The sequence below is a fragment of the Carbonicoccus niuqiaonis genome (assembly GCF_050157065.1).
GTDB lineage: Bacteria > Actinomycetota > Actinomycetes > Propionibacteriales > Propionibacteriaceae > Avipropionibacterium.
Map to the genome: position 1 here is coordinate 2137099 of NZ_CP189573.1, position 21369 is coordinate 2158467.

General features: G+C 69.0%; 21 protein-coding genes. 6 read left to right on the forward strand and 15 right to left on the reverse strand.

The genetic code is table 11. The features are described 5' to 3' along the window. Positions 1–32: 32 nt before the first annotated feature. Positions 33–758, reverse strand: coding sequence for a helix-turn-helix domain-containing protein (locus ACQBAU_RS09775; RefSeq protein ID WP_465257024.1), 726 nt, complete (start codon positions 756–758; stop codon positions 33–35). 220 nt (positions 759–978) lie between these two features. On the opposite strand from ACQBAU_RS09775, the gene ACQBAU_RS09780 reads away from it, so the two are divergent. Next, on the forward strand, positions 979–2346 hold the full coding sequence (locus ACQBAU_RS09780; protein WP_465259346.1) for a hypothetical protein: 1368 nt from the start codon (positions 979–981) through the stop codon (positions 2344–2346). 185 nt (positions 2347–2531) lie between these two features. On the opposite strand, the gene ACQBAU_RS09785 is transcribed toward ACQBAU_RS09780, so the two are convergent. The 3 genes from ACQBAU_RS09785 to ACQBAU_RS09795 all read right to left on the reverse strand — a co-directional run bounded on the left by ACQBAU_RS09785 (position 2532) and on the right by ACQBAU_RS09795 (position 4572). Then, positions 2532–3089, reverse strand: a complete 558-nt coding sequence (locus ACQBAU_RS09785; protein ID WP_465257026.1) for a hypothetical protein — start codon at positions 3087–3089, stop codon at positions 2532–2534. A 253-nt stretch (positions 3090–3342) separates the two neighbouring features. Next, positions 3343–4053 carry a VOC family protein gene (locus ACQBAU_RS09790; protein WP_434549209.1) on the reverse strand — a complete coding sequence of 237 codons (711 nt, stop codon included), beginning with the start codon at positions 4051–4053 and terminating at the stop codon, positions 3343–3345. A 21-nt stretch (positions 4054–4074) separates the two neighbouring features. Then, complete coding sequence (locus ACQBAU_RS09795) at positions 4075–4572, reverse strand: Dps family protein (protein ID WP_465257027.1); 498 nt, start codon at positions 4570–4572, stop codon at positions 4075–4077. 329 nt (positions 4573–4901) lie between these two features. Between ACQBAU_RS09795 and ACQBAU_RS09800 the strand changes: the two genes are divergently transcribed. Then, the gene (locus ACQBAU_RS09800; protein WP_465259347.1) at positions 4902–5702 is read left to right on the forward strand and encodes a M23 family metallopeptidase; all 801 of its coding nucleotides are present in this window, start codon (positions 4902–4904) and stop codon (positions 5700–5702) included. Between the two features lie 122 nt (positions 5703–5824). On the opposite strand, the gene ACQBAU_RS09805 is transcribed toward ACQBAU_RS09800, so the two are convergent. The 6 genes from ACQBAU_RS09805 to ACQBAU_RS09830 all read right to left on the reverse strand — a co-directional run bounded on the left by ACQBAU_RS09805 (position 5825) and on the right by ACQBAU_RS09830 (position 12075). Further along, positions 5825–6592: a phytanoyl-CoA dioxygenase family protein gene (locus ACQBAU_RS09805; protein WP_465257029.1), complete on the reverse strand. Its 768-nt coding sequence runs from the start codon at positions 6590–6592 to the stop codon at positions 5825–5827. A 308-nt stretch (positions 6593–6900) separates the two neighbouring features. Continuing rightward, a complete protein-coding gene (locus ACQBAU_RS09810) occupies positions 6901–8901 on the reverse strand; it encodes a hypothetical protein (protein ID WP_465257030.1) in 2001 nt (666 codons plus the stop codon). 122 nt (positions 8902–9023) lie between these two features. Then, positions 9024–10205: a hypothetical protein gene (locus tag ACQBAU_RS09815; RefSeq protein ID WP_434548965.1), complete on the reverse strand. Its 1182-nt coding sequence runs from the start codon at positions 10203–10205 to the stop codon at positions 9024–9026. Positions 10206–10323: 118 nt separating this feature from the next. Then, positions 10324–10917: a hypothetical protein gene (locus tag ACQBAU_RS09820; RefSeq protein WP_465257031.1), complete on the reverse strand. Its 594-nt coding sequence runs from the start codon at positions 10915–10917 to the stop codon at positions 10324–10326. An 80-nt stretch (positions 10918–10997) separates the two neighbouring features. Next, entirely contained in the window at positions 10998–11612 is a 615-nt protein-coding gene (locus ACQBAU_RS09825) for a GntR family transcriptional regulator (RefSeq protein WP_465257032.1), read from the reverse strand. 37 nt (positions 11613–11649) lie between these two features. After that, complete coding sequence (locus ACQBAU_RS09830) at positions 11650–12075, reverse strand: VOC family protein (RefSeq protein ID WP_434548968.1); 426 nt, start codon at positions 12073–12075, stop codon at positions 11650–11652. 345 nt (positions 12076–12420) lie between these two features. On the opposite strand from ACQBAU_RS09830, the gene ACQBAU_RS09835 reads away from it, so the two are divergent. Further along, on the forward strand, positions 12421–13395 hold the full coding sequence (locus ACQBAU_RS09835; protein ID WP_434548969.1) for a hypothetical protein: 975 nt from the start codon (positions 12421–12423) through the stop codon (positions 13393–13395). Between the two features lie 226 nt (positions 13396–13621). Here the strand turns inward: ACQBAU_RS09835 and ACQBAU_RS09840 are convergent, their stop codons facing one another. From ACQBAU_RS09840 to ACQBAU_RS09850, 3 genes are all read right to left on the reverse strand, one after another. After that, positions 13622–15106, reverse strand: coding sequence for a M28 family peptidase (locus ACQBAU_RS09840; protein ID WP_434548970.1), 1485 nt, complete (start codon positions 15104–15106; stop codon positions 13622–13624). A gap of 100 nt (positions 15107–15206) precedes the next feature. Further along, the gene (gene deoC / locus ACQBAU_RS09845) at positions 15207–15866 is read right to left on the reverse strand and encodes a deoxyribose-phosphate aldolase (RefSeq protein WP_434548971.1); all 660 of its coding nucleotides are present in this window, start codon (positions 15864–15866) and stop codon (positions 15207–15209) included. A gap of 53 nt (positions 15867–15919) precedes the next feature. Next, positions 15920–16075 carry a hypothetical protein gene (locus ACQBAU_RS09850; protein WP_434548972.1) on the reverse strand — a complete coding sequence of 52 codons (156 nt, stop codon included), beginning with the start codon at positions 16073–16075 and terminating at the stop codon, positions 15920–15922. On the opposite strand from ACQBAU_RS09850, the gene ACQBAU_RS09855 reads away from it, so the two are divergent. From ACQBAU_RS09855 to ACQBAU_RS09865, 3 genes are read left to right on the forward strand one after another with little or no spacing between them, the layout of a single operon-like run. Further along, complete coding sequence (locus ACQBAU_RS09855; protein ID WP_434548973.1) at positions 16074–17225, forward strand: hypothetical protein; 1152 nt, start codon at positions 16074–16076, stop codon at positions 17223–17225. The genes ACQBAU_RS09850 and ACQBAU_RS09855 overlap by 2 nt on opposite strands. Before the next feature lie 16 nt (positions 17226–17241). Beyond that, positions 17242–18546 (forward strand): sensor histidine kinase, encoded by a 1305-nt coding sequence (locus ACQBAU_RS09860; RefSeq protein WP_465257033.1) that lies wholly within the window; start codon positions 17242–17244, stop codon positions 18544–18546. 56 nt (positions 18547–18602) lie between these two features. Continuing rightward, positions 18603–19235 (forward strand): response regulator transcription factor, encoded by a 633-nt coding sequence (locus ACQBAU_RS09865; protein WP_434548975.1) that lies wholly within the window; start codon positions 18603–18605, stop codon positions 19233–19235. A gap of 40 nt (positions 19236–19275) precedes the next feature. Here the strand turns inward: ACQBAU_RS09865 and ACQBAU_RS09870 are convergent, their stop codons facing one another. Next, entirely contained in the window at positions 19276–20100 is an 825-nt protein-coding gene (locus ACQBAU_RS09870; protein WP_434548976.1) for a PIG-L family deacetylase, read from the reverse strand. Next, complete coding sequence (locus tag ACQBAU_RS09875; protein WP_434548977.1) at positions 20097–21326, reverse strand: glycosyltransferase; 1230 nt, start codon at positions 21324–21326, stop codon at positions 20097–20099. Before ACQBAU_RS09875 ends, ACQBAU_RS09870 begins: the two co-directional genes overlap by 4 nt. Positions 21327–21369 lie beyond the last annotated feature (43 nt).

A 21369-nucleotide genomic window follows, 5' to 3' on the forward strand; every position in this document is an offset into this window, starting at 1 on the left:
GCGGTCTTCGTGCCATCGGATGTGTCACCGGTTCAAGAGCGCAGGGATTCCGCGACGGCGTCGACGTGGGTGTGCAACCAACTCGCCAGGGTCGCCGCGTCGACCAGGCCAGCAGGCCCGGCGACCGCGAGTGCGGTCGGAACCTCACCAGGCGCGGCCACCGGGATGGCGGCGCTGACCGAGTTGGGACTCGACCACATGTTGAGGACCAGGCAGTCGTCGACCATCCGACCCGCCGTCACGTCCAGCAGTTCCTCGGGGGAGTCAGGGACTGCAGTAGTGGGCTGCTCCCAACCCCGCACTTCTTGCGACAAGCGAAGGGTTGCCAGGGCATCCGGCCGCGGTTGCAGGTGCAACAGTCGCAGCCCGGGTGCGGACAGGTGCAGCGGGAACGCGGGCGCCGAGAACGTCTCCGGCTCGTGCCCGTGGGTGAAGCGGAGGAAGTAGAGCACCTCGCCCTTGAACAGGACCCCGAGGGAGAAGCTGAAGCCGGGGTGGGCACGGGCCGCAGTGCGCATGGCGTCGTACGGCTTCGTCGCGAGGTCGAAGCGCTTGACCGCAGCAGTACTGAGGCTCAGCACGCCGAAGTCCGGTTCGTACCACTGGCTGTTCGTCCGCCGTATGTATCCCTCGGAGGCGAGGATGCCGAGGATGCGTGAAGCCGAGCTCTGGTGCATCCCCGAGATCTCCGCGATCCGCGTGGCTGACACCGGCTCCGGGCTGGAGACGAGGTGACGCAGCACGGTCAGTCCGCGCACCAGGGGACCGGCCGGCCTGTCCGGACGCGCTGTTGGCACCATGTCGCAAAGCTATCAGGCGCTGACTGCATACGACGTCATCCAGAGCCGCGATCGCACGAGCTTCAAATCTGAGATGGGATCTCAGATCATGCATTCGTTGCATGATACGGTCACAGCACTCAACGCGGCGACAGTCGCGACCCATGGCGACCGGCGACTCAGGACTCGAGGTAGAGCAGTGGAAACCCAGATCAGCGGAGTCATCCCGCACATCGCACGCAAGGCGGGCCACACGCCGCGTACCGAGACCGGCATCGGGGCACTGATGCCGTGGGCGGATCGCCTCTGGTTCGTGACCTATCCGGCGAGTGGGCCGAAGTCGGGGGACAGGATCGGCCTGTTCAGCATGGACGACTTGTTCGAGGTCACCATGCACCCCGACAGCGCGGGCGGCACCTACGCGAACCGGATGATCCACGACGAGACCGATCAACTGATGATCGGCCCACACCTGATCGACACCGCCGGCACCGTCCGCACGATCGCGGAGCTGACCGATGTGCGCCTGGCCGCGACCGCGCGCCATCTCATACACCCCGACACGCATGTCTACGTCCTCGGCATGGAGGGCGAATTCTTTGAAGCCGATGTGACGAACGCCACCGCGAATTCACTGGGCAACATTTGCGAGGACCTCGGAATTCACGGCATTCCTCATTTCAAGGACGCGTTCACCAATCACGGCCGATTCGTGGTGGCGAACAACAGCTACTTCCACGACGACTACGAGCGAGGGGAGAGCGACGGTCGACTCGCGGAGTGGGACGGCGAGTCCTGGACCATCATCGCCAGGACCCAAGTGAACACGGTCGTCGGTCGCTACGGTGACTTGGGGGATGCGATCCACGCCGTCGGGCAGGACCGCGCCTCGGCCGTCCTGTGGAGCTACCTGCCCGCGACGGGCTGGGTGGAGCGCCGCCTGCCCAAGGCGACCCACACCCAGGACCACGGCTACACCACCGAATGGCCACGGCTGCGGGAGGTCGAGTCCGAACGGTGGCTACTGGATGCCAGCGGAATGTTTTACGAGATCCCGACCATGCACTACGGCAACGCCTTGTGGGGCGTTCGCCCGGTGAGCAGCCACCTGCGGATCGTCGGCGACTTCTGCACATGGAACGGACTGCTGGTGCTGGCCGGCGACCAAGGAACCCCGATCAACAACCAGAACGTGTACGCGGGGCAGCCCCAGGCCAACCTCTGGTTCGGCAAGACCGATGATCTGTGGACCTGGGGGCCTCGCGCCGGTTGGGGTGGCCCGTGGTTCGAGTCCGCGGTCGAGGCCGGGGTGCCGTCAGCCCCGTATCTGATGACCGGATTCGTGCACAAGTCGCTGCACCTCGAGTCGGACGTCGACGTGACGGTCACGGTCCAGGTCGACTACCGCGGGGACGGCCACTGGGTCGACCTCGAGAGGATCGCCGTCAGCACGACGAACGGTCAGGGCTATGCCTTTCACGCATTCCCGGATGCACTCGGCGCCCATTGGGTGAGGTTGCGGGCCGACCGGCCCGCCACGATCACCGCCCAGTTCGTGTACCAGTAGAGGTACCGGGACGCCGCCGTGACGCGGGTTCCTTCCAGCCTCACAGACCTCACAGGTGTGTCCGATAAGCTGCATTATGTCAGATTGAACGGAGCCGGCAGATGTCAGATTGAACGGAGCCGGCAGCGAACCACGCTGGTTTGGCCTCCCCCGTCGGAAGGTGGCCCAGCCCTACCTCCAGCTCCTCAGACCACGTGCCAGTTCTTGGGCAGCGTCCCGAACCGACGCGCGACGATGCGCTCGGCCACTCGCGTCACCGCAACGCGCAGTTGCTCATCGCTCGTCATCGTGGTGTCAGGGCCGTCATCGCGTGAGTGTCCGTGCCATGCGCGAATCATCTCGTCGCGCTCGGCTGCGGTCCGTTCGGCGAGCAAGGGCGTGATCGTCCCGACGGCAGTCGCCGCGAGTCGGGCCTGGGCGGCCTCCTGTGCGCCCCGGCCGCGACGTCCGAAGATCGCGTCGAGTTCGCCCAGCCGCAGCGTGCGCGCCGTGGCGTGAATGGAGCGCACGAGTTCGTCGGCGTCGTCGCCATCGGCGATCGCCTGCCACCACGACGGAACGTGCTCGGGGCTTCGCGGGTGGTCGGTGAGCTCTCGCCGCCACTGCTCGGCCGTCGGTCGAACCTCCTCGGCCGTGAGGGCCCGCGTCTCGGCCGGGTTGCCCGCGGCGTCGAACACGATGCGGCCGGCAAAGTTGAGATCGGCGCCGGCAACCTCGCCGTCGACGCTGACGTAGAACGTCAAGGAGAACGGCGTTCCCCGATCCGGCGCCGATGCGAGCTCGCACAACCTCCGGGCAATCCGTGCAAGCTGCGTTGGCGCAGCAATGTCGAACGCACTCCCGTACCCGAGTACACGCAGGGGGCGAAGGTCCTCGACGCCACCCACCGACGACCACGACACGGCGGCACTGTTCCACTCCTCACGAGGCGGGAGCGACTCGGCGATGATTCGGTTCGCATCAGCGAGCAGATCGTCTGCTTCGGCCAGGACCTGACTAGCCGTCATCACCGTCGGCGACCGCGGCTCCGTCGAAGCAGATGATCCCCCGGTTCCCCTCCTGGTCGGCCATCACGATCATGGACGGCGCGCTGCTGTCGTCGACCACGGTCCCACCGGCCGCAACGGCAGCAGCAACTCGTTGTTCAGCCACCTCTGGCGCCACGTAGACCTCGACGTGGAACCGCTGACCCTGGCCACCGGCTTCCTCGGCATCCCCGAACCACAGGTTCGGGACGCGTCCACCGGCGTCACGGATCTCGTCGCTGGGCGTCCCACGTCCCTGGGACTCTGCCTCACCGGTCAACAGTGCCGCCCACACAGGCGCGACGGTCCCGGAGTCCGTCGTGTCGAGCCCCAGCTCGATCTGACTGACCGACGCCGGGTCGGCCCGGAGCTCGTGGTCGCCCGCGATCCCGGTGATCCGGCGGGCCAGGTCCACGTCCTGCTGCGTCACCCACTCGATGATCAACTCGGTGCCGTCGTCCGTGCGGTAAACGGCATCGTCGGACACCAGCTTGAGGTCGACGTGACCGTTGCCGATCGACACCTGCGGGTAATGCCCCAGTGTGTCCCCCGCCTCCCCCACCGCGGAGACGAACCGCGCACCGGCCCCGAAGTCGTCGACCAGGTAGCGCGCGTGCAGCCCTTGGGCGAGCTTGCGCCACTCCGTCAGGCCGGCCTCGGCGATCTGTTCACCCTTGAGCATGTCCACGAGAGCAGCTCCCCCTCAGCCGCGAGCGGCGCGGAACATCCACGCGTGCTTGTCCAGGCCGGCGGCCACCTCGATGAGCAGGTCCTGACTGACCAGGTCGACTTCCAGCTCCTCCAGGTTCCCCTTGATCCGATCACTGGCGGCGTGCAGCCGCTCGTCGAACTGCTGGATGACCTTGTCGGTGCTCAGCACTCCCCCGTCGATGGTGTCCACCTCGGAATCCGAGGCGATCGTCGAAGCACGGCCGTCCGGGGTGAAACCGATCGTGGCGATGCGTTCGGCCACCTCGTCGGACCAGAGCCGCACATCGTTGATCACGTCGTCGAGCTGGAGGTGGACCGACCTGAAGTGTGGGCCCTGGATGTTCCAGTGTGCCTGCTTTCCCTGCAGGGAAAGGTCGATCAGGTCCACCAACGCGGCCTGCAGGCTGTCCACCACCACCGGGGACTCCTTGGGCGCAGTCCTCTTGCGAGTCGCGGTCTTGCCGGTCGTTGGGGTCGCCTTGCTGCTCATGATCTCTCCATCCATGGTCGCGTACGGGACAACCCCAGTTCAGCACGAACCGACCTCGTCCACCAGAGTCCCCCCCGAGGTTCTGACACTGCCGCGGGCGCTTCCGCTAACGGCAAAGCTCCGCAGACGGCCGCCGAGGTGAGCCTGCGTACCCCATCGGTTCGTAGCGTCCGAAGCACGTGGTGTCGGCACGGCCGGCACCTGACAACGACGGGAGAAGAGCCATGAACCCCCATCATGCAACCAGAGCCGAACGTGCCCCGATCGCACGTCGGCGAGGTCGAACCACCCTCGTACGCCACATCGTCACGGCTGCCCTGGCCCTTGCCATGGCCGTCCTGCTCAGCCCGGCACTGACCGCGCCGGCCCGTGCGGCAGCGACGGCGACGGTCGCGACCGACGGGATGAACCTGAACGTACGATCAGGTCCCGGCACCTCGCACGAGGTTGTCGGATCGCTCGCGCCGGGCACCCGGGTCACCATCCAGTGCACCGCACAGGGCACCGCGGTCACCGGGCCGTGGGGCAGCACCACGTTGTGGGACAAGCTGTCCGACGGTACGTGGGCCAGCGACGCGTGGCTGTACACCGGCACGAACGACGCGGTCGCACCGGCCTGTGACGGGGACACCACTCCCCCGCCGGCCGAGGACGGCAGCATCGCCACGATCTTCGGCGGGACCACGCCCGGGATGACCCAGGAGTTCGGACAGACCCCGTTCTCGCTGGCCAACTGCGGGATGTACGCCTACGCCGTCAACTACGGCCTGGCCGAGTGCTCGCACACCGGTCTGGACTACGGCGCCGCGTACGGCACCCAGATGTACAGCCCGGTCTCGGGCGTCGTGACCCGTGCTGGTGGTACCGGCTACTTCTACGACACCGAGGCCACCAGGTGGCAAGCGGGCAAGGGAGAACTGCGGATCCGGCTGAGCAACGGTGACGAGGTGATCATGGGTCACATGGCCTCCATCACCGTGGCCGAAGGGCAGACCGTCCAGCCCGGGACACCCGTGGGCACGGTCGGTTACGTCGCCGGTCCGCACCTGCACCTGGAGTACCGGGTGCCGGACGGTTCGCTGCCGTACGGTCAGCGCATCATCGACCCGCGGGACCGGTTGGCCGGCTGATCGAACAGCACGAAGCCACACTCTGATCGGTGGTCCGCCTCAACCGATCCCGAACGCCAAGCGGCGGTTGCGGTACCCACCGTTCCGGTGGGTACCGCAACACGGTCCGGGTCGGAGCCGGCTCAGTGACCGTCGATCCTGGCGGTCGGCGCGGTGAGGGTGGCGACCGGCCGATGGGTGTGGCCGTACTTCGGGTCATCGCGGACCGAGGTCGGCTCCCCCGTCTCCGGATGCGGGTACCGAGCGTCCTCCCGTCCGTACTGGACGGCGTAGGCGACACGCGGTCCCGGCCCCGTGTTCGGCCCAGACCCGTGGATCGTGTCCCGGGAGAACACCACCGCATCGCCGGCCCGCAACCGCATCGGGATGAAGTCGGACTCCTCGATCCGCATCGCCCGGTGACCATCGTCGAGTTGATCAGCCGGGCGCGTCCCGGAACGGTGTGACTGCGGCACCACCTGCAGGGTCCCGAGCTCGGGTCCCATGTCGACCAGCGCCACCCAGATGTTCAGCCCCGGGCCGTCCAGTCGGGTGTAGTTGTTGTCCTGGTGAAAGTGGAATCGGCCACCCTGTGGACCCTTGACCGCGGTGAACGGCAACCAGATGACCGCAGGCCCACCCAGCAGTGTCTCGGCAAGTGCGGCGAGGTTGCGGCTGTGGACGTGGTGGTCGACCGGGCTGTCGGGCAGGTACTCCGGAGTCTGCCGCAGCTTGGCGCTCTCCCAGCCACCGATCTGTTCCATGATCGACACGACGTCATCGCGGAGTGCGGCGGCCACCTCAGCGCTCAGCAGCTGCGGTACGACCAGCCATCCCTCCCGCTGGTAGAAGGAGATCTCCCCCGCCGTCAGGTGCACCGGCCTGACCGGATCGATCGTTGTTGTCGCCATGGCTGCCATCCCCAGTCCTGTCCGTCGGAGTGTCGGCATGCTACTCCGCCGGTCCCCGTCACGTGGAGCCCGCTTGGCCACCGTGGGCGGAACCCGCTGGCGGGCGGTCCCCCCGAGCCGCCCGCCAACGCACCCTCACCAACGACCGCTGTAGGAGTGGCACAGCGCACACTAGAACCACACCCCGTCACCGACAATGCGCAATCTGACGTATGGCGCTGAGTAACGGGCAGGAGTATCGTGCTGGCCTCGTCCGGGTGCCGGGAGCACCACGAGGGTCACGGACGGTCCCGTGACGCACCGGTGGATCACTCCCGAAGCGGCGACCTGATCTCGATCCAGTCCTGCCCCAGCACGTTCGAGTCCCCGGTGGTCACCTTGCGCCAGCCGTCGACGGCGTAACCGGCGACCCCGCGGCCACGTTCCACCAGCTCGGCGTTCGAGATCCACATCCCCGCCGGCCACTCGCCCCTGGTGGGGGCGCTGATCGCGATCGGAGGTCCGTCCTGGCCCTTGATGCCCGACCACACGGCAGGCGCACCGCTCTCCACCACGTACAACGAGAACGCGCGAAGCTGCAGCGGCGCGTCACCCGCGGCGAGCAGCACGCGCACCGTGCTGACGTCGGCGTTCACACTGAAGTAGACGTCGTTGTTGTGCGGCAGGTCCGAGTGGTCGGTGACCGTGCGGTAGCACCCACCGAACATCGACGGCTGCCACTCGAAGCGGGTCATGAAGACGCTCGACACCCGCATCTGTTCCGGTCCGGCCTCGGGGTCGGGCAGCCGGTTCCCGTCGGCGTCGTAGCAGATCAGGTGGACCCGGCCCTCGTGGCCGGCCACCGCATCGCGACGGAGCACGAACCGCTTGGTCTCGCTGGTGTTGACCCACACCCCGACGGCGTCCTGATCGGGTCCGATCTCGATCCAGTCCGACGCCAGGCCGACCGTCCCGGCCCGCTCCACCCCGTCACCGTCGGCGCCGCTGAACGCCAACCCGGGCAGGGTGATCCGGGTGTCACCGTCGTAGTACACCGCCCGCTCGGACAACGAGCCGGTGGTGAAGATCGCGCCGCTGAAGTTGGTGAACCGGTCCCTCCCCCCGATGGCCTGGGTCGAGCGGTAACCGCTCTGGTCGTCGACGGTCAGCAGCCCGTACCCGACCGTGATCACGTTCTCCATCGACCGCTCACCGGTGATCCGCACGGCAGGGCTGGAGTTGCCCTCCATCCGACAGTGCTCGAAGCGGTTCAGCGTTCCGCCCTCGATCAGGATGGGCAGTGCCTCGCCCGGGGCGGAGACGGCCCGGCTGAGTTCGAAGCTGGGCTTGAGGAAGACGTTGTTGTTGTTGTTCAGGTACGTCCCGTCGGTCGAGCGGATCCGCACCCCGTAACGCGATTCGCCCTTCTTGAGCGTGCTGTACGTGGCGAACCGGCCGCCCAGGAAGAGGTTCTCGTTGGTCCATCCGATGCCGTTGTCGAGGCTCCGGTTGGTCAGGTCGAGGGCGATCTTGTTGGCGGTCAGGAAGCCGAGCTCGACGGTGTTGTACGCGAATCCTGCCGAATCGCCGTAGCACTGGGCACCGATGGTGAACCCGACGGCTCCGACGATGTGCACGCTGCAGGTGTCGAAGTTGCGCATCACGATGCCGACGTGGTCCTCGGACGACCAGTCCATCGCTGCCGAGCTGTTCGGACGGCGGACGTCGAGCCGGAAGATCCCTTGCGAGACCGAGGCGTTGTGCTCGCCGATGTCGAGCGCGGCCCGGTCGGCGGGCCCCGAGTAGATCAACGGCGCCGCCATGTCGACGTTGGTGCCGGTGGGGACGCTGATCGTATCCGTGGTGTTGAAGCCGAGCGCCTCGCCGAACACGAGGGTCGGCCGGCCCTCCTCGACCTGGGTGGTCGCCGTCACGGCCGCGCGGATCGCCTCGGTGTCATCGGTCGTGCCGTCACCGACCGCACCGAACCAGCGAACGTCGATGCTCCCCGCCAGGATGCGGTGATAGCGACGCCCGGCCGCGTCGACCAGCGTGGTGCCGGTGTTGTCGGTGGAAGTGGTGTCCGTCTCGTCCAGCACGAAGACGCCCTCCTGACCGGGATCGGTCACCACATAGCTCGGCACCGGGTCCGGGCCGGCGGCGGCGCGAATCTCCTGGATCGGCCGGGCCTCGACGGCCTCCTCCAGATCGGCAGCAGCGGCCGGCGTCCGGCCCAGCGCGGCCAGCCCCACAGCCGCAGCGGGCACCATGGCACCGCCGAGCAGGAAACGGCGACGCCTGGCAACACGTTCAGGGACGGAATCACTCATGATCGGGCTCCTTGGGGACGGCAATGTCCAGCAGTGACGTGCCCAGAACGTAGCGGCCGGACCTGCCAGCGACAAGGGGTCGTTCCACCCTGTGGGCGTGCGTGTCCGGCGTACGGTACCCGTCAGTTGTCGGCGTGCTCGTACGGCGGCAGGTGGGCACCGGTGTCGGCGATGTGGCCCGGCACGGAGTAGCTGACGTCCAGATGGGGGGTCCCCGGCTCGACAGCTCCCTTGGCGTTGCGCATCGCGTGGTCGAGGATGCCACCGGTGAGCAGCGTGCGTTCGGCGCCGGGGTACGGTGGCACGCCGTCGATGATCATCTGCTCGGCCGCCCGACCGAGGAACCGGAAGTGGCTGTGCGGGTTCCCCTGCAGGTGAAGCTCACAGTCCACCTCGTGCTCGGGCCCGGTAGCCGCGATCCCGAAGCCCTGCAGGCCCTCGGAGATGACGGTCGCCGACTTCAGCCCGTCACGATGGACGGCTGTGATCACGTACTTGATCTTCGCGATGGCCTCGTCGACGTCACCCTCGCCGTCGCGCAGGGGTGTCTCGGCCACCGCCCGGCGCAGCAGGTCCGGGTCGATCGTCGCAAGGCCTTCGGCCACCCGGTCACCTTCGTAGCCACGGACCTCCACCACCCCGGTCTCCCCTCCTGCCCGGCGCTCGGCGAAGGCCTGGGCGCCCTCCAGGCCGTGGAAACCGTAGCGTTCGAACGGTCCGTACGTGGCGCAGACGATCTCCGTCATTGGTGCGCCCATCGGCCACTCGGTGCCCTGCGGCTTGCGCCACGCCACCGGGATCGACGAACCCGCCAGCAACGGCACGCCCAGCCGTCGGGCCGTGTCGTACATGGCCTTGGCGTCGGTCCAGTTCCAGGCGAGGTGCTTGTCGTTGAAGATCGGCACGAAGCGGTCCGCGGCGATCATGGCCGACACACAGGCGTCGAAGAACCGGCGACGCGGGTAGACCTGCTGTCCGTACTCGTTCTCTTCGTAGATGCCGTGCTCCCCGATGATCACGATGCCGTCGACGTTCACGCCGGGGGCGCCGCATCCGAGGGCTTCGGCCGGTGTCGGATAGAGCGGGACGCCCCCATCGGCGAGGATCTCGAGCCCCACGTCGGGCCGTTGCCCCTCCGGACCGACCGTGCCGCTCTGCTCGAGGTAGGCCGAGACCACTTCGACCCGAGCAGGCCCGAACTCACCGTTCCATTCGTACCCCTGCACCAGGTCGGTCGCCAACACGTCGGCGTGCGAGCCCCGAAACCAGGCGGTGATGATCAAGGCGACACGTGGTCGGGTCATTGGGCGAGCCCCGTTCGTTCGTGGATGTCCAGCGTCCGTTGAAGTTTGGGTGAGGCTAGCAGGGCGGACACCCGCCGTACGGGCCTGCTCACACCTCGGGTCGAGCGGGCCCGGTGAGCTACTCGCTCGCCACCCCGCGCACCATCCGGCGACGTCTCCGGAGCTGCATCACGACCCCGACCACGAGGCCGGCAGCGGCCGGGACGAGCAGCCCGACCAGCCAACCGGGCGGCCCTGCGTTCGGCTCCAGTGGCCGCGCGGGGGTGCCGGGACCGAGCAGGGCGCCGACCTCGCCCAACAGTTCGGGGTTGGTGCGGCTGCTGCCACCACACAGATCAATCGTGATGCGGCCACCGGTCATCGCCCCCACGATCAGGACCTCGTCACCCACGGGGAAGTGGGGTGCACCACACGATGCCTCCGACATGGCCGTACGCACGGCCGCCGGATTTCGGGGTGGCTCCCCCTTCCACACCGTCGACAGCTCAACCGTGTACGTCATCGCCGATGCACTACTGGTCGGCAACCACGGCCGCTCCACCGCCGTGACCACCCCACGGACGACGACATCGGCTCGTTCCAGCTGGGCGGCCAGGGCGTTCTCGACACAACTGCAGGCCAAAGCCGGTGGTGGCGACGTGATGGGCACCGCTCCGACCGTGAGGGCGACGGCCGCCACCACGCCCAGCAGGACCCGCACCGCGCTGCGCATGTCGGTAGCCTCGTGAACGTCCTCCCATCCGCACAAGGCACACCCGTGGACGGTGACCACATCGTTGTGACGAGGGATGCTCAACCACGCCGTGCGGTGTTGCCGATGTGCTCAGCCAACGCGGTGCGCAATGCGACGGACTCCCCCGCCTCCAGCAGCTCGACGAGCTGTTCGTGTTCGACCACCAGGCCGGCCAGGTGCGTCCGGTCGGTCGAGATGTCGAGCCTGGCCAGCCGGACGAAGGGCCCGAGTTGCTCGAGGAACCGGCTGAGCACCGGCATTCGGGCAACCTCACTGAGCGCCTTGTGGAATCGCTCGTCCTCCGACAGGAAGCTTGCGGAGTCCCCGGCCTCGGCCATGCGTCGCTGCCTGATCAACATCAGGTGCAGCCCGTCCAGGTCGTCGTCGGTCACCCGACGACAGGCCTCGTCCACGGCGGCCTGCTCCAGAGCTGTGCGCAGGACGGTGATCTCATCACGGTGCCGCTGCGTGACGTCGACCACGACCTGCTGGCGTCGGGGCCCGCCGACCAGCAACCCGTCGGCCGCCAGGCTGCGCAACGCCTCACGCACGGGGGTACGTGACACCTCGTACTGCTCGGCGAGTGCCACCTCGTCCAGCACGGCACCGGCCACCAGGGCACCTGACACGATGTCGGCACGGACCCCGTCACGCACTCGGTCGGACTTGGTCACCACGGCGCCCCTGGGTCGGACCAGCCGGGCCAACACCTCATGTGGCGAAGATCTGCGACTGGTCGGCGAACGCCTTGAACTCCATCGCGTTCCCGGCCGGGTCGAGGAAGAACATCGTCCACTGCTCCCCCGGTTCGCCCTCGAAACGCAGGTACGGCTGGATCACGAACTCGGCGTCGGCGGCCTTCATCCTGCCCGCGAGGTCATGGAAGTCGTCGATCTCGAGCACCAGTCCGAAGTGCGGCACGGGGACTTGGTGATCGTCGACCAGGTTGTGCCCGGCGGGTTCACTCCGGACGTCACCGGTGCGGTGGGTCACCACCTGGTGGCCGTAGAAGTTCCAGTCCACCCACTGCTCCGCCGAGCGCCCCTCGGTGAGGCCGAGCACCCCTCCGTAGAAGGCGCGCGCCTCGGCGATGTCGGTCACGGGCACAGCCAGGTGGAAGCAGGGGCCGTGGGTCATCGTCGGAACTCCTCGTCTCGCGGTCGTGACCATTGTATACGTTTCTCGTACTTGTATACATCGTCCACCCCTGCATGCCTCCGGACCCCCGGCGAGGTTACTCATCAGTTACCCACGACACCCGCCGATAACGAAACCATCACAATTGTGGTAGCGAGTCGGGAACCAGCAGATAACATCTGCGCCAATCACGGGGGACGCAGATGACCCGATGATGACCATCCGGGCAACTCATCTCACTCAATCGTGCGACCCATTGCGAACCTCCCGGCTTCGTGGCTAGCGTGCAGCGCAGTCTGGTACGCATCCCGTACCGCCCAGTCACCCAGTGGAAGGCATTACCTGATGAAGTCCCGAATCGGCCTGTTGGCCGGAGCACTGGCGGCCGCGGCCGCCCTGGTCGCCGCCCCCGTCTCGATCGCTGACGCCGCCCTCACCACCAGCTGCGTCGGCGAGGCCGGGGCCGTCACGGTCCCGGGCGACCTCGTCGTCCCCGCCGGCAAGTCCTGCGTACTCGACGGCACCACCGTCGAGGGCCGCGTGACCGTCCGCAGTGGCGCGGACCTGGTTGTCACCAACGGCACCTTCAACGACCGCGTCGTCGTCCAGGCCAACGGTTACCTCGACCTCACCGACACCACGGTCGCCGGCCGGGTCGTCAGCCAGGGCGGGTACGGCACGTACGCCGCCGGCTCGAGCATCCAGGGCTACACCGAGAACGCCAGCAGCGACGTCACCCCGTTCCTGTACGCCGAGAACGTCGACGTCGAGAGCACGGTCGTCGCCAAGGGTGGCGAGCTCTTCTTCACCGGTGGCACCGCGCGCGCCATCACCGCCGAGAACGTGGTGTACGCCGACGTGATCAACTCGACGCTCACCCGGACCCTCGCGGTGTCCAACGCCGAGTTCGGTACGCAGGTCTGCGCCTCCGAGGTCGACGGCGACGCCACCTTCGAGGGCAACGCCGGCGTCCAGCTCGGCTCGGGCGCCCTGTTCGGCACCTGTGACGGTGGCTCGAACTACTTCGGCGGGAACGTCACCGTCAACAACTCCACCGAGGGCGTCGAGGTCAACGGCAACATCGTCCGCGGCAACCTGGCCGGCACCGGTAACGACCCGGCCCCGACCGGCGCCGACAACCGCGTCCGTGGCGCCCAGGAGGGTCAGTTCGCTGAGCTCCAGGCCCCCGCTGCCGCCAAGATGAGCAAGATGAGCAAGAGCGCCGTCGCCTCGCACGACGATGAGATCAAGGCCAGCGCCAAGGAGCGCAAGGGCTCGGCCACCGCTGCCGCTGCTGCGGCCGGTCCGGCGAACCTCTGAGTCGTCGCCAACTGATCGCGACGGACGGTCGCCCGAGACAATCGGGCGGCCGTCCGTTGCATTGTCCACAGTTCGTGCGCGACATTTCATCGTCCATCGTCGATGGCTTGACTTCAGGTCCCCCACCAGCCGTGACCCAGCAGTCGGACGTGACGGGTACCCGTGGTCGGCCGATCGTTCTTCCACGGGAGAAGAATGTGAAACATTCCCGCCAGGTTCGTGTCGGTCACCGCTCCCGGTGGAGCAGCGCCAGTACGGTGACGACGACGGCGTCGGAGATCAGGTCCAACTGCCGGTTGGCCACGTCGGTGTCGGTCCCGGGCAGCGTGTCGCAGACCTGGTGGTAGCACGGGTCGTACGGCCCTCCGACCGTCCCACCCCACCGTTCGGTCTCGTCGTCGGTCTTGGTGCCGCCGGCTCCGGTGAACAACCCGACCGCGGTGATGCCCGCCTCCACGAACGGGGCGTGGTCGGAGGCTCGTCCCAGGTCGACCCGGCCCAGCCGCTCCCCACGCGTGACGAAGAAGTCGTCCAGCAGCGTCACCAGGCCGGGGTCCCCGTACGCCCCGACAGCGCCGTTCGGCGATGCCACCATGTCGAAGTTCAGGTACGCGGCCACCCCACGCCTGTCGTCATCGGACATCGTGGCGACGTGGTGGCGCGAACCCAACAGGCCGAGCTCCTCGGCACCCCAGAAGGCGAACCGGGCACCGTCGGCCTCCCCCAGTGTCGCCAACTGGGTTGCCAGCTCCAGGACCAGGGCGACGCCACTGCCGTTGTCGTTGATTCCCGGCCCGGTCCGCACCGAGTCGAGGTGGGCGCCGGCCATCACCACCCGCCGATCGGGCGGGCTGCCCGGCCACTGGGCGATCACGTTGCTGGTCTCCCGCTGTTCACGGAGCACGTCCAGTTCGACGGTGAGCCGCACCGGCCCGCGGGTCAACGCCTCGCGCAGCTGCCGGCCCTCGACCTGGGGAAGTCCCGCCGTCGGGGCCACCCCGTCGGCATCGGCCAGCGACCCGTGCAGCCGACGGGTGCCGCCCTCGTTGTCGAAGATCAACACCACCGCTGCGCCGGCCTCCGCGGCCAACCGGGACTTCTCCGCGAAGGGACAGCTGCCACGCTCCACCAGGACGATGGCACCTCGGACTCCGGTGTAGTCGGCGGCGGCGCAGCCGATCGGGTCGGCCGGGGTCACAAGCGGCGCCGTCACTCCCCCGGCCGGCGTGGCCGGTGACCCCTCCATCACGTCCACCGGGATCTCCGACCCGCCGCCCTCCCGGACCACCCGCTGGCGACGCACTTCGTTGTAGGTGAAGGTGAACGTCTGCTCGGCGACCTCGTAGCCGACTGCCTCCAAGACCTCCCGCACGTACGCCACCGAGGCCTCGTACCCAGGGGTGCCGGCGGCCCGATTGCCGGCGTTGGCGTCAGCCACCCGTTGCAAGGCCGCCATGTGTGCCCGAACCCCGGCCACCGTCATCGCCTCGGTCGGCGGCACCGTCCCCGGAGTCGGTGGCACCGTCCCCGGAGTCGGTGGCACCGTCCCCGGGGTTGGTGGCACCGTTCGCGAGTTGGTTGGCGACGTGGCGGTCTGGCCCGGGGTGGGGTCGGGCGGCAGCGGGACGGGCCGTCCCGGCTGGCAGGCCGTGAGCGCCACCGCAAGGGCGACGAGGACGCCCACCCTGCGCAGTACCCGTCGCATCGGCATGGCACCAGTCTGGCGGATCGTCCCAACCCACCGGGCCTGCGTCGAACCGTCACATCAGGCCGGCAACGTCACCAGATCCCAAGGCCGACCAGCAACGACCTCAGTCGGTGAACCCGGCCAGCACGGCCCTGGACCCCGACAACCCCAGTCGGTTGGCCCCGGCCTCCAGCATCGCCGTCGCCGCGGCGGTGGTCCGGATCCCGCCGGACGCCTTGACCCCGAGGCGATCCCCGACCGTACGACGCATCACTTCCACCGCCCGTGGGGTGGCGCCACCGGCTGGATGGAATCCGGTCGACGTCTTCACCCAGTCCGCACCACCGGCTTCGCAGGCCCGGCAGACGTCGGCCACCTGGGCATCGGTGAGTGCCGCCGACTCGATGATCACCTTCAGCGACACCGACTCCGCCACGGCCTCCCGGACGGCGGCCACCTCGCGTTCCACGAACTCGACCTCACCGGCCAGCACCCGACCCAGCGGTGCCACGAGGTCGATCTCGCCGGCACCACGGCCCACCGCCTCCACCGCCTCGGCCACCTTGACTGCCGTGGTGTGGTTGCCGGACGGGAAGCCGCACACCGTCACCACGGCCACCGAGGTGGTGAGCGGCAACGCACTCGGCGGGACGCACACGCCGAAGCAACCCAGTTCCGCTGCCTCCCGAGCGGTCGCTGCGAAGTCTGCGGGGGTCGCCTCGGGCTTGAGGTTGGTGTGGTCGATCAGCCGGGCCACCACGTCTCGGGTCCAGGTCGTCGTCATGTGTTGACCCTGCCACAGGGCGCCGGCCACCCGCACGGGCCCGGCCCGCAGCTTCACCCGGCCCGCAGCTTCACCCGGCCCGCAGCTTCACCCGGCAACGGCGGGAGCTCCCCCGTACGGGTGAGGTCCCCGCTCGTCGTGGCAGGCACCGTGGACGACAGGTACGCACCCTCGTCCGTACCTTCGTCCTCCTGAAGGGATTTCGACATGCCCCGCCCGCAGACCGCCCAACCTCCGCCCACCCCGGTCCCACACCCGCTCCCCGCGACCGCCCGTACGCCGGTCGCCCTCGGCACCCTCGCCGCGGCCCTGATGGTCGTCCTGGGCGTCACGTGGTGGTTGGTCCCGGAGTGGAACTACTTCAGCGACCCGAACGACCACCTGATCACCCCACTGATCACCCCCACCGGATCGATGCTGGTGATGCTGGGGACTGCTCTGATCGGGCTCGCGACCGGCGTGGCCGCCCTGTTCGGTGTCCTCCCTCGCACCGGCCTGATGATCGGGGCCGCCAGCCAGGTGATCATCTTCGGATTCGTGTTGCAGGGCATGGGAACGCTGTCGACCGCCGGCTACCTGGTGGCCGTCGCGATGCCGGTCGCCGTGGTGGTGCTGCTCGTCCAGGTGGTCCGTCGGTATCCCCGTGCCCGGTGGTTCATCGGCCTCCCGGGGCTGGCGCTGCTGCTCGTCGGTGCCTTCTGGCTCCGGGAACCGTTGGCGACGCTGGTCCCGACGATGGCCGCGGGACTGTTCGCCGCGTCGCCGATGATCATGGTCACGGCCACGCTGATCACCGCGACGATCGCCTGGGGCCTGGTGCTGGTTCGCGCCTGGGCCGGGGCCCCGTCGTACGACCGGGCCTTCGACGCCGTGGTCCGGCACCGTCGGGTGATCACCGTGTTGGCCGCCTGCGGGCCGTTGCCGTACGCCCTGCTGCGGCTCACCTGGCTCACGCCCTTCCGGCAGTTCGCGCCGGGCGAGATGGGCCTCGACACCGTGGTCTGGGGCCTCACCCTCTCCAGTGGGGCCTGGCTCGGCTTCGTGCTGACGCTCGGGCTGATCCGGCCGTGGGGTGAGGTGTTCCCTCGCTGGATGCCGGGGCTGGCCGCGCGGCCGGTGCCGATCGCCGCCGCAGCCGTCCCCGGTGGCACCGTGGCCGTGGTGCTCACGGCGGCCGCGCTGCCGATCCTGGTCGGTCCCGGGCGGGCCGGCTGGCTGGATCGGCTCGAGCTCGCCCTGGTGTTCCCGTGCTGGGCCTGGGGTCCGCTGCTCGGTCTCGCGGTGTGGGGCTACATCGGACACCGACAGCGCACCGGGACCGTCGTCCCGGCAACGCCGACCGCAACGGTGGCGGCCTGACCGGCAGGATGGTGTCATGGCTCCTGTGACCGCACCCGGCACGGATCGGCGCACCGGCTGGTTCCGTCGCCTGGTCCGCGGCTTCGCATGGCTGATGCTGGGTGCTGCCATCGGGGTCGCCACCACGATCGCCGCATTCGGGTTGCTGTCGCTGGCCCCGGGCACCCCGGACGTGGCCGTCGGCGTGCTGGCACTGCTCGGCGGGGCCTGCCTCGGGCTGGTCCCGGGGGCCCGCGAACTCGAGGTGACCGCTGCTCGAACGATGCTCGGCATCGATGACGAACTGACCACACCACAACCTCCACGACCGGTGCACCGGGTGCAGACGGTGGCGTGGGTGGTGGCGCACCAGCTGGCGGGTCTGCTGTGCGGGTTCGCGTTGCTCGGTCTGGTGCCGGGGGTGCTGGTGCTGTTGTACCGGGCGGTGACCGGTTGGCGTGACCCGCGGATCACCCTCCCGGCTCCGCAGACGCCACTCGGTGTGCTCGGGTACGTGGTGCTCGCCATCGTCAGCCTGGCGCTGCTGCCGCTGCTGTGCTGGCTGGTGGTCCGGCTGATGCGGGCCCTGGCCGGAAGGGTGCTCGGGCCCACTTCGAGTGACCGATTGCTGGTGGCCGAGCAACGGTTGCTCCGGGATGCCGAACATGCCCGGCTGGCGAGGGAACTGCACGACGGGATCGGACACGCGCTGACGATCATCAGTGTCCAGGCCTCGGCCGGTCGCCGCGTGATCAACCGCGACCCCGACGGTGCCGCCACCGCACTCGGGGCCATCGAGGACACCTCGCGACAGGCCCAGACGGAGCTGGACGCACTCCTCGGCATGCTCCGCGAGGATCGCCCACCCGACGGAGGGCTCGCCCGCGTCCCTGACCTGGCCTCGGTGGTGTCGGCGCACCGCCGGGCCGGCATGGAGCTGCTGTCCGAGATCGACCTCCCCCAGCGCCTGCCCGCCCTGTTGGACACCACCGTGCGGCGGATCGTCACCGAGGCGCTCACCAACGCGCACCGCCACGGCGGCCCGGGACCGGTCGAGCTCACGATCACCCATGATCGACGCGAGATCGTGATCAGCTGCCAGAACCGGATGGCGGGTGGCTCGTCCCCCGGCGGGGGTCGTGGCCTGGCGGGGATCGCCGAACGGGTCGCGTTGTTCGGCGGAACCCTCACCGCAGAACCCGCCGACGACCACCACTGGCGACTGGCGGCCGTCCTGCCCATCCCGGCGACGAGCCCTGCCGCGCCCTTCGATTCCGTCGAGCCCGTCGAGCCCGTCGAGCCCGTCGAGATGCCCCAGCAACCACGCGAGAGAAGGCCATGACCCGACCGAACCACCACAGTGAAGCGCCCGAACCGACCGTTGGCCACCGGGCTGACATGATCACCGTGCTGCTGGTCGACGACGAACCCCTCGTCCGCCAGGGCATGCACATGATCATGGAGGCGGAGCCCGACCTGTCGGTCGTCGGCGAGGCGGGCGACGGTGCGGCAGCACTCGCCCAGACCCGACGGTTGCGCCCCGACGTGGTCTGCATGGACGTCCGGATGCCGGAGGTCGACGGCATCCGGGCCACCGAACTGGTGCTCGGGCTGCCCGATCCGCCGAAGGTGTTGGTGATCACCACCTTCGAACACGACGAGTACGTGCACGATGCACTGGCCGTCGGAGCGTCGGGATTCCTGCTCAAGCGGGCGACCGCTGATCAACTGGTGCAGGCCGTCCGGACGGTGGCGACCGGTGACAGCCTCCTCTTCCCTGCTGCCGTACGTGATCTGGCCCGGCCCCGTGCCAGCACCACGCGGTACGACGGCCCCGCGTTGACCCCACGGGAGTCGGAGGTGTTGGCGCTGGTCGCCACGGGGCGTTCCAACGCCGAGATCGCCGGCGAGTTGTACGTCGGGGTCGAGACCGTACGGACCCACGTCGCCTCGGTGTTGGCCAAGTTGGGGGCCCGGGATCGGACCCAGGCCGTGGTGATCGCCTACACCACAGGCCTGGTGGCGATCTGAGCCGACACCGCACCACGTGCCGACGAGCGGTGCGGGCCCGTCAGGCGACCACCCGCACCCCGACCGAGGTGAGGATGGGTTCGCGCTGCCCTCCGACGTGGACCACGTCGGTGTCCTGCACGGTGAGTTGGGTGGCGTGGTGCCGCAGTGCGCGGACCACCGTGGGCAGTTGATCATCGAGGTCGAACCACTCGACGTCCTCGCCGACACCGACGTCCTTGCCGACACCGACGTCCTCGTGGGCGACCGCACCATCACGCGGCCGTGGCACGATCTCCCCCCGGGGCACCCCGGCCGTTCGACAGGCGTCGCGGGTCACCTCGTACATCCGCACATGATCAGGATGGCCGTACCCACCGTCGGACTCGTAGCTGATCACCAGATCGGGCTGCACCGTGGTGATCATCGCCACCAGGTCGGCCACCGCCGCCGCCGGGTCGGCGGCACAGAACGAGGACGCATCCGTGCTGTCGGCCGGGCCGGCCAGCCCCGGTGAGATCCACCGCATCCCCGAGTCCCGGTAGACCCGCGGAGACAAGCCCGCCGCCCGAGCCGGTGGGTGGCCCAGGTACGCGTGGCGACCTATGCCGAGCGCTGCCACCGCGGCGGCGAGCTCCTGCTCCCGCACCGCGGTCAGCTCGGCACTCCCCGGCTCGGCGGCGGCCGAGCCCGGCACCACCTCGCCCGCCTCACCGCGCGAGGCGGTGACCAGGCTGCAGTCCACGCCCTCGCTGACCAGCCAGCTGATCAACGCCCCGGTGGCGAGGGTCTCGTCGTCGGGGTGGGCGTGGGCGAACAGCACGTGCCGTACGCCATCGAAGACCCGTGTGCCGTCGAAGACCCGTGTGCCGTCGAAGCTCGTCACTGCGGTGTCCCTCCGTCGAGCAGGTCCGCGTACACCGCGGCCAGACCGAGCGCCGAGCGGCGCCAGGTCAGTTCTGTGGCGAACGCCCGGGCCTGAGCACCCAGCTCGCGCCGTCGATCAGGGTCGGCCAGCAACGCGGCCAGTGCGTCGGCCCAACTCTGCGGTTCATGATCAGCGACCAGCACCCCGGTCCGCCCGTCGATGACCGACTCGACCAGGCCACCCGAGCCACGGGCCGCCACCACCGGGACCCCGCTCGCCTCGGCCTCCAGGGCGATCAGCCCGAACGTCTCGGAGTAGGACGGTACGACGGCCAGGGCGGCGCCGCGGAGCAGGGTCGCCAATTCCGGACGGGGCAGCGACCCGACGAAGATCACGTGATCGGTCAGCCCGGCCTCGACCACCAGTTCGCGCAGCACCTGTGCGTACGCCGGATGGTCCGGCGACCCGTCGCCGGCGAGCACCAGGCGGGGTCGCACGGCCGGGTCCAGCAACGCCAACGCACGGAGGACGACGTCGGGTGCCTTGAGCGGCTGCAACCGCGCCGCGAACACCAGGTACGGGTCGATCCCGGAACGCCAGGGCCGGTCCCCGGGCAGTACCGGACGGAACATGTCGCCGTCGACCCCGGGCCGCACCACGACCACCGACGCTGGATCGGCACCACACCGCTCGATCACCGTCGTCGCCTCGGCGTCACTGACCGCGATCACCCGGTCGGACCGTTGCGCCACCAAGGCCTCACCCCGGACCCGGCCCGGCGACTCGGGCGGTTCACCATGGCTCAACGGCGAGCCGGGCAACGCCGCGACCGAATGGAAGGTCTGCACGTGCGGCACCCCCCACGCCTGCGCGACCGACAGCGCCGCGACCCCCGACATCCAGTGCTGGGAGTGGACCAGGTCGTACGGGGTGAGCTCGGCCATCCGGGCGCCGAACTCGCCGATCAGCGCCTCCTGCTTGCTCTTCGCGACCACCTCGACCGGGCCCGCGACCACCTGGCGCAGGGTGAGCCGCGGCGCCAACTCGGTGACCTCGGGGGTGTCGGGCGACTCGCGGCGGGTGATCAGTTCGACCTGATGGCCCAGCTCGGCGAGCTCACGCGCCTGGTGCAGCTCGACCACGTTCATCCCACCCGCGTCCCCGGTGCCCGGTGCCGATGTCGGCGAGGTGTGCAGGGACACGAATGCGATCCGACGGGGTACGTCCGGGGGGCCGACAGTCATGCGCGCCATTCAATCAGTTGAAACTTCACCCAGTGATCGGCGG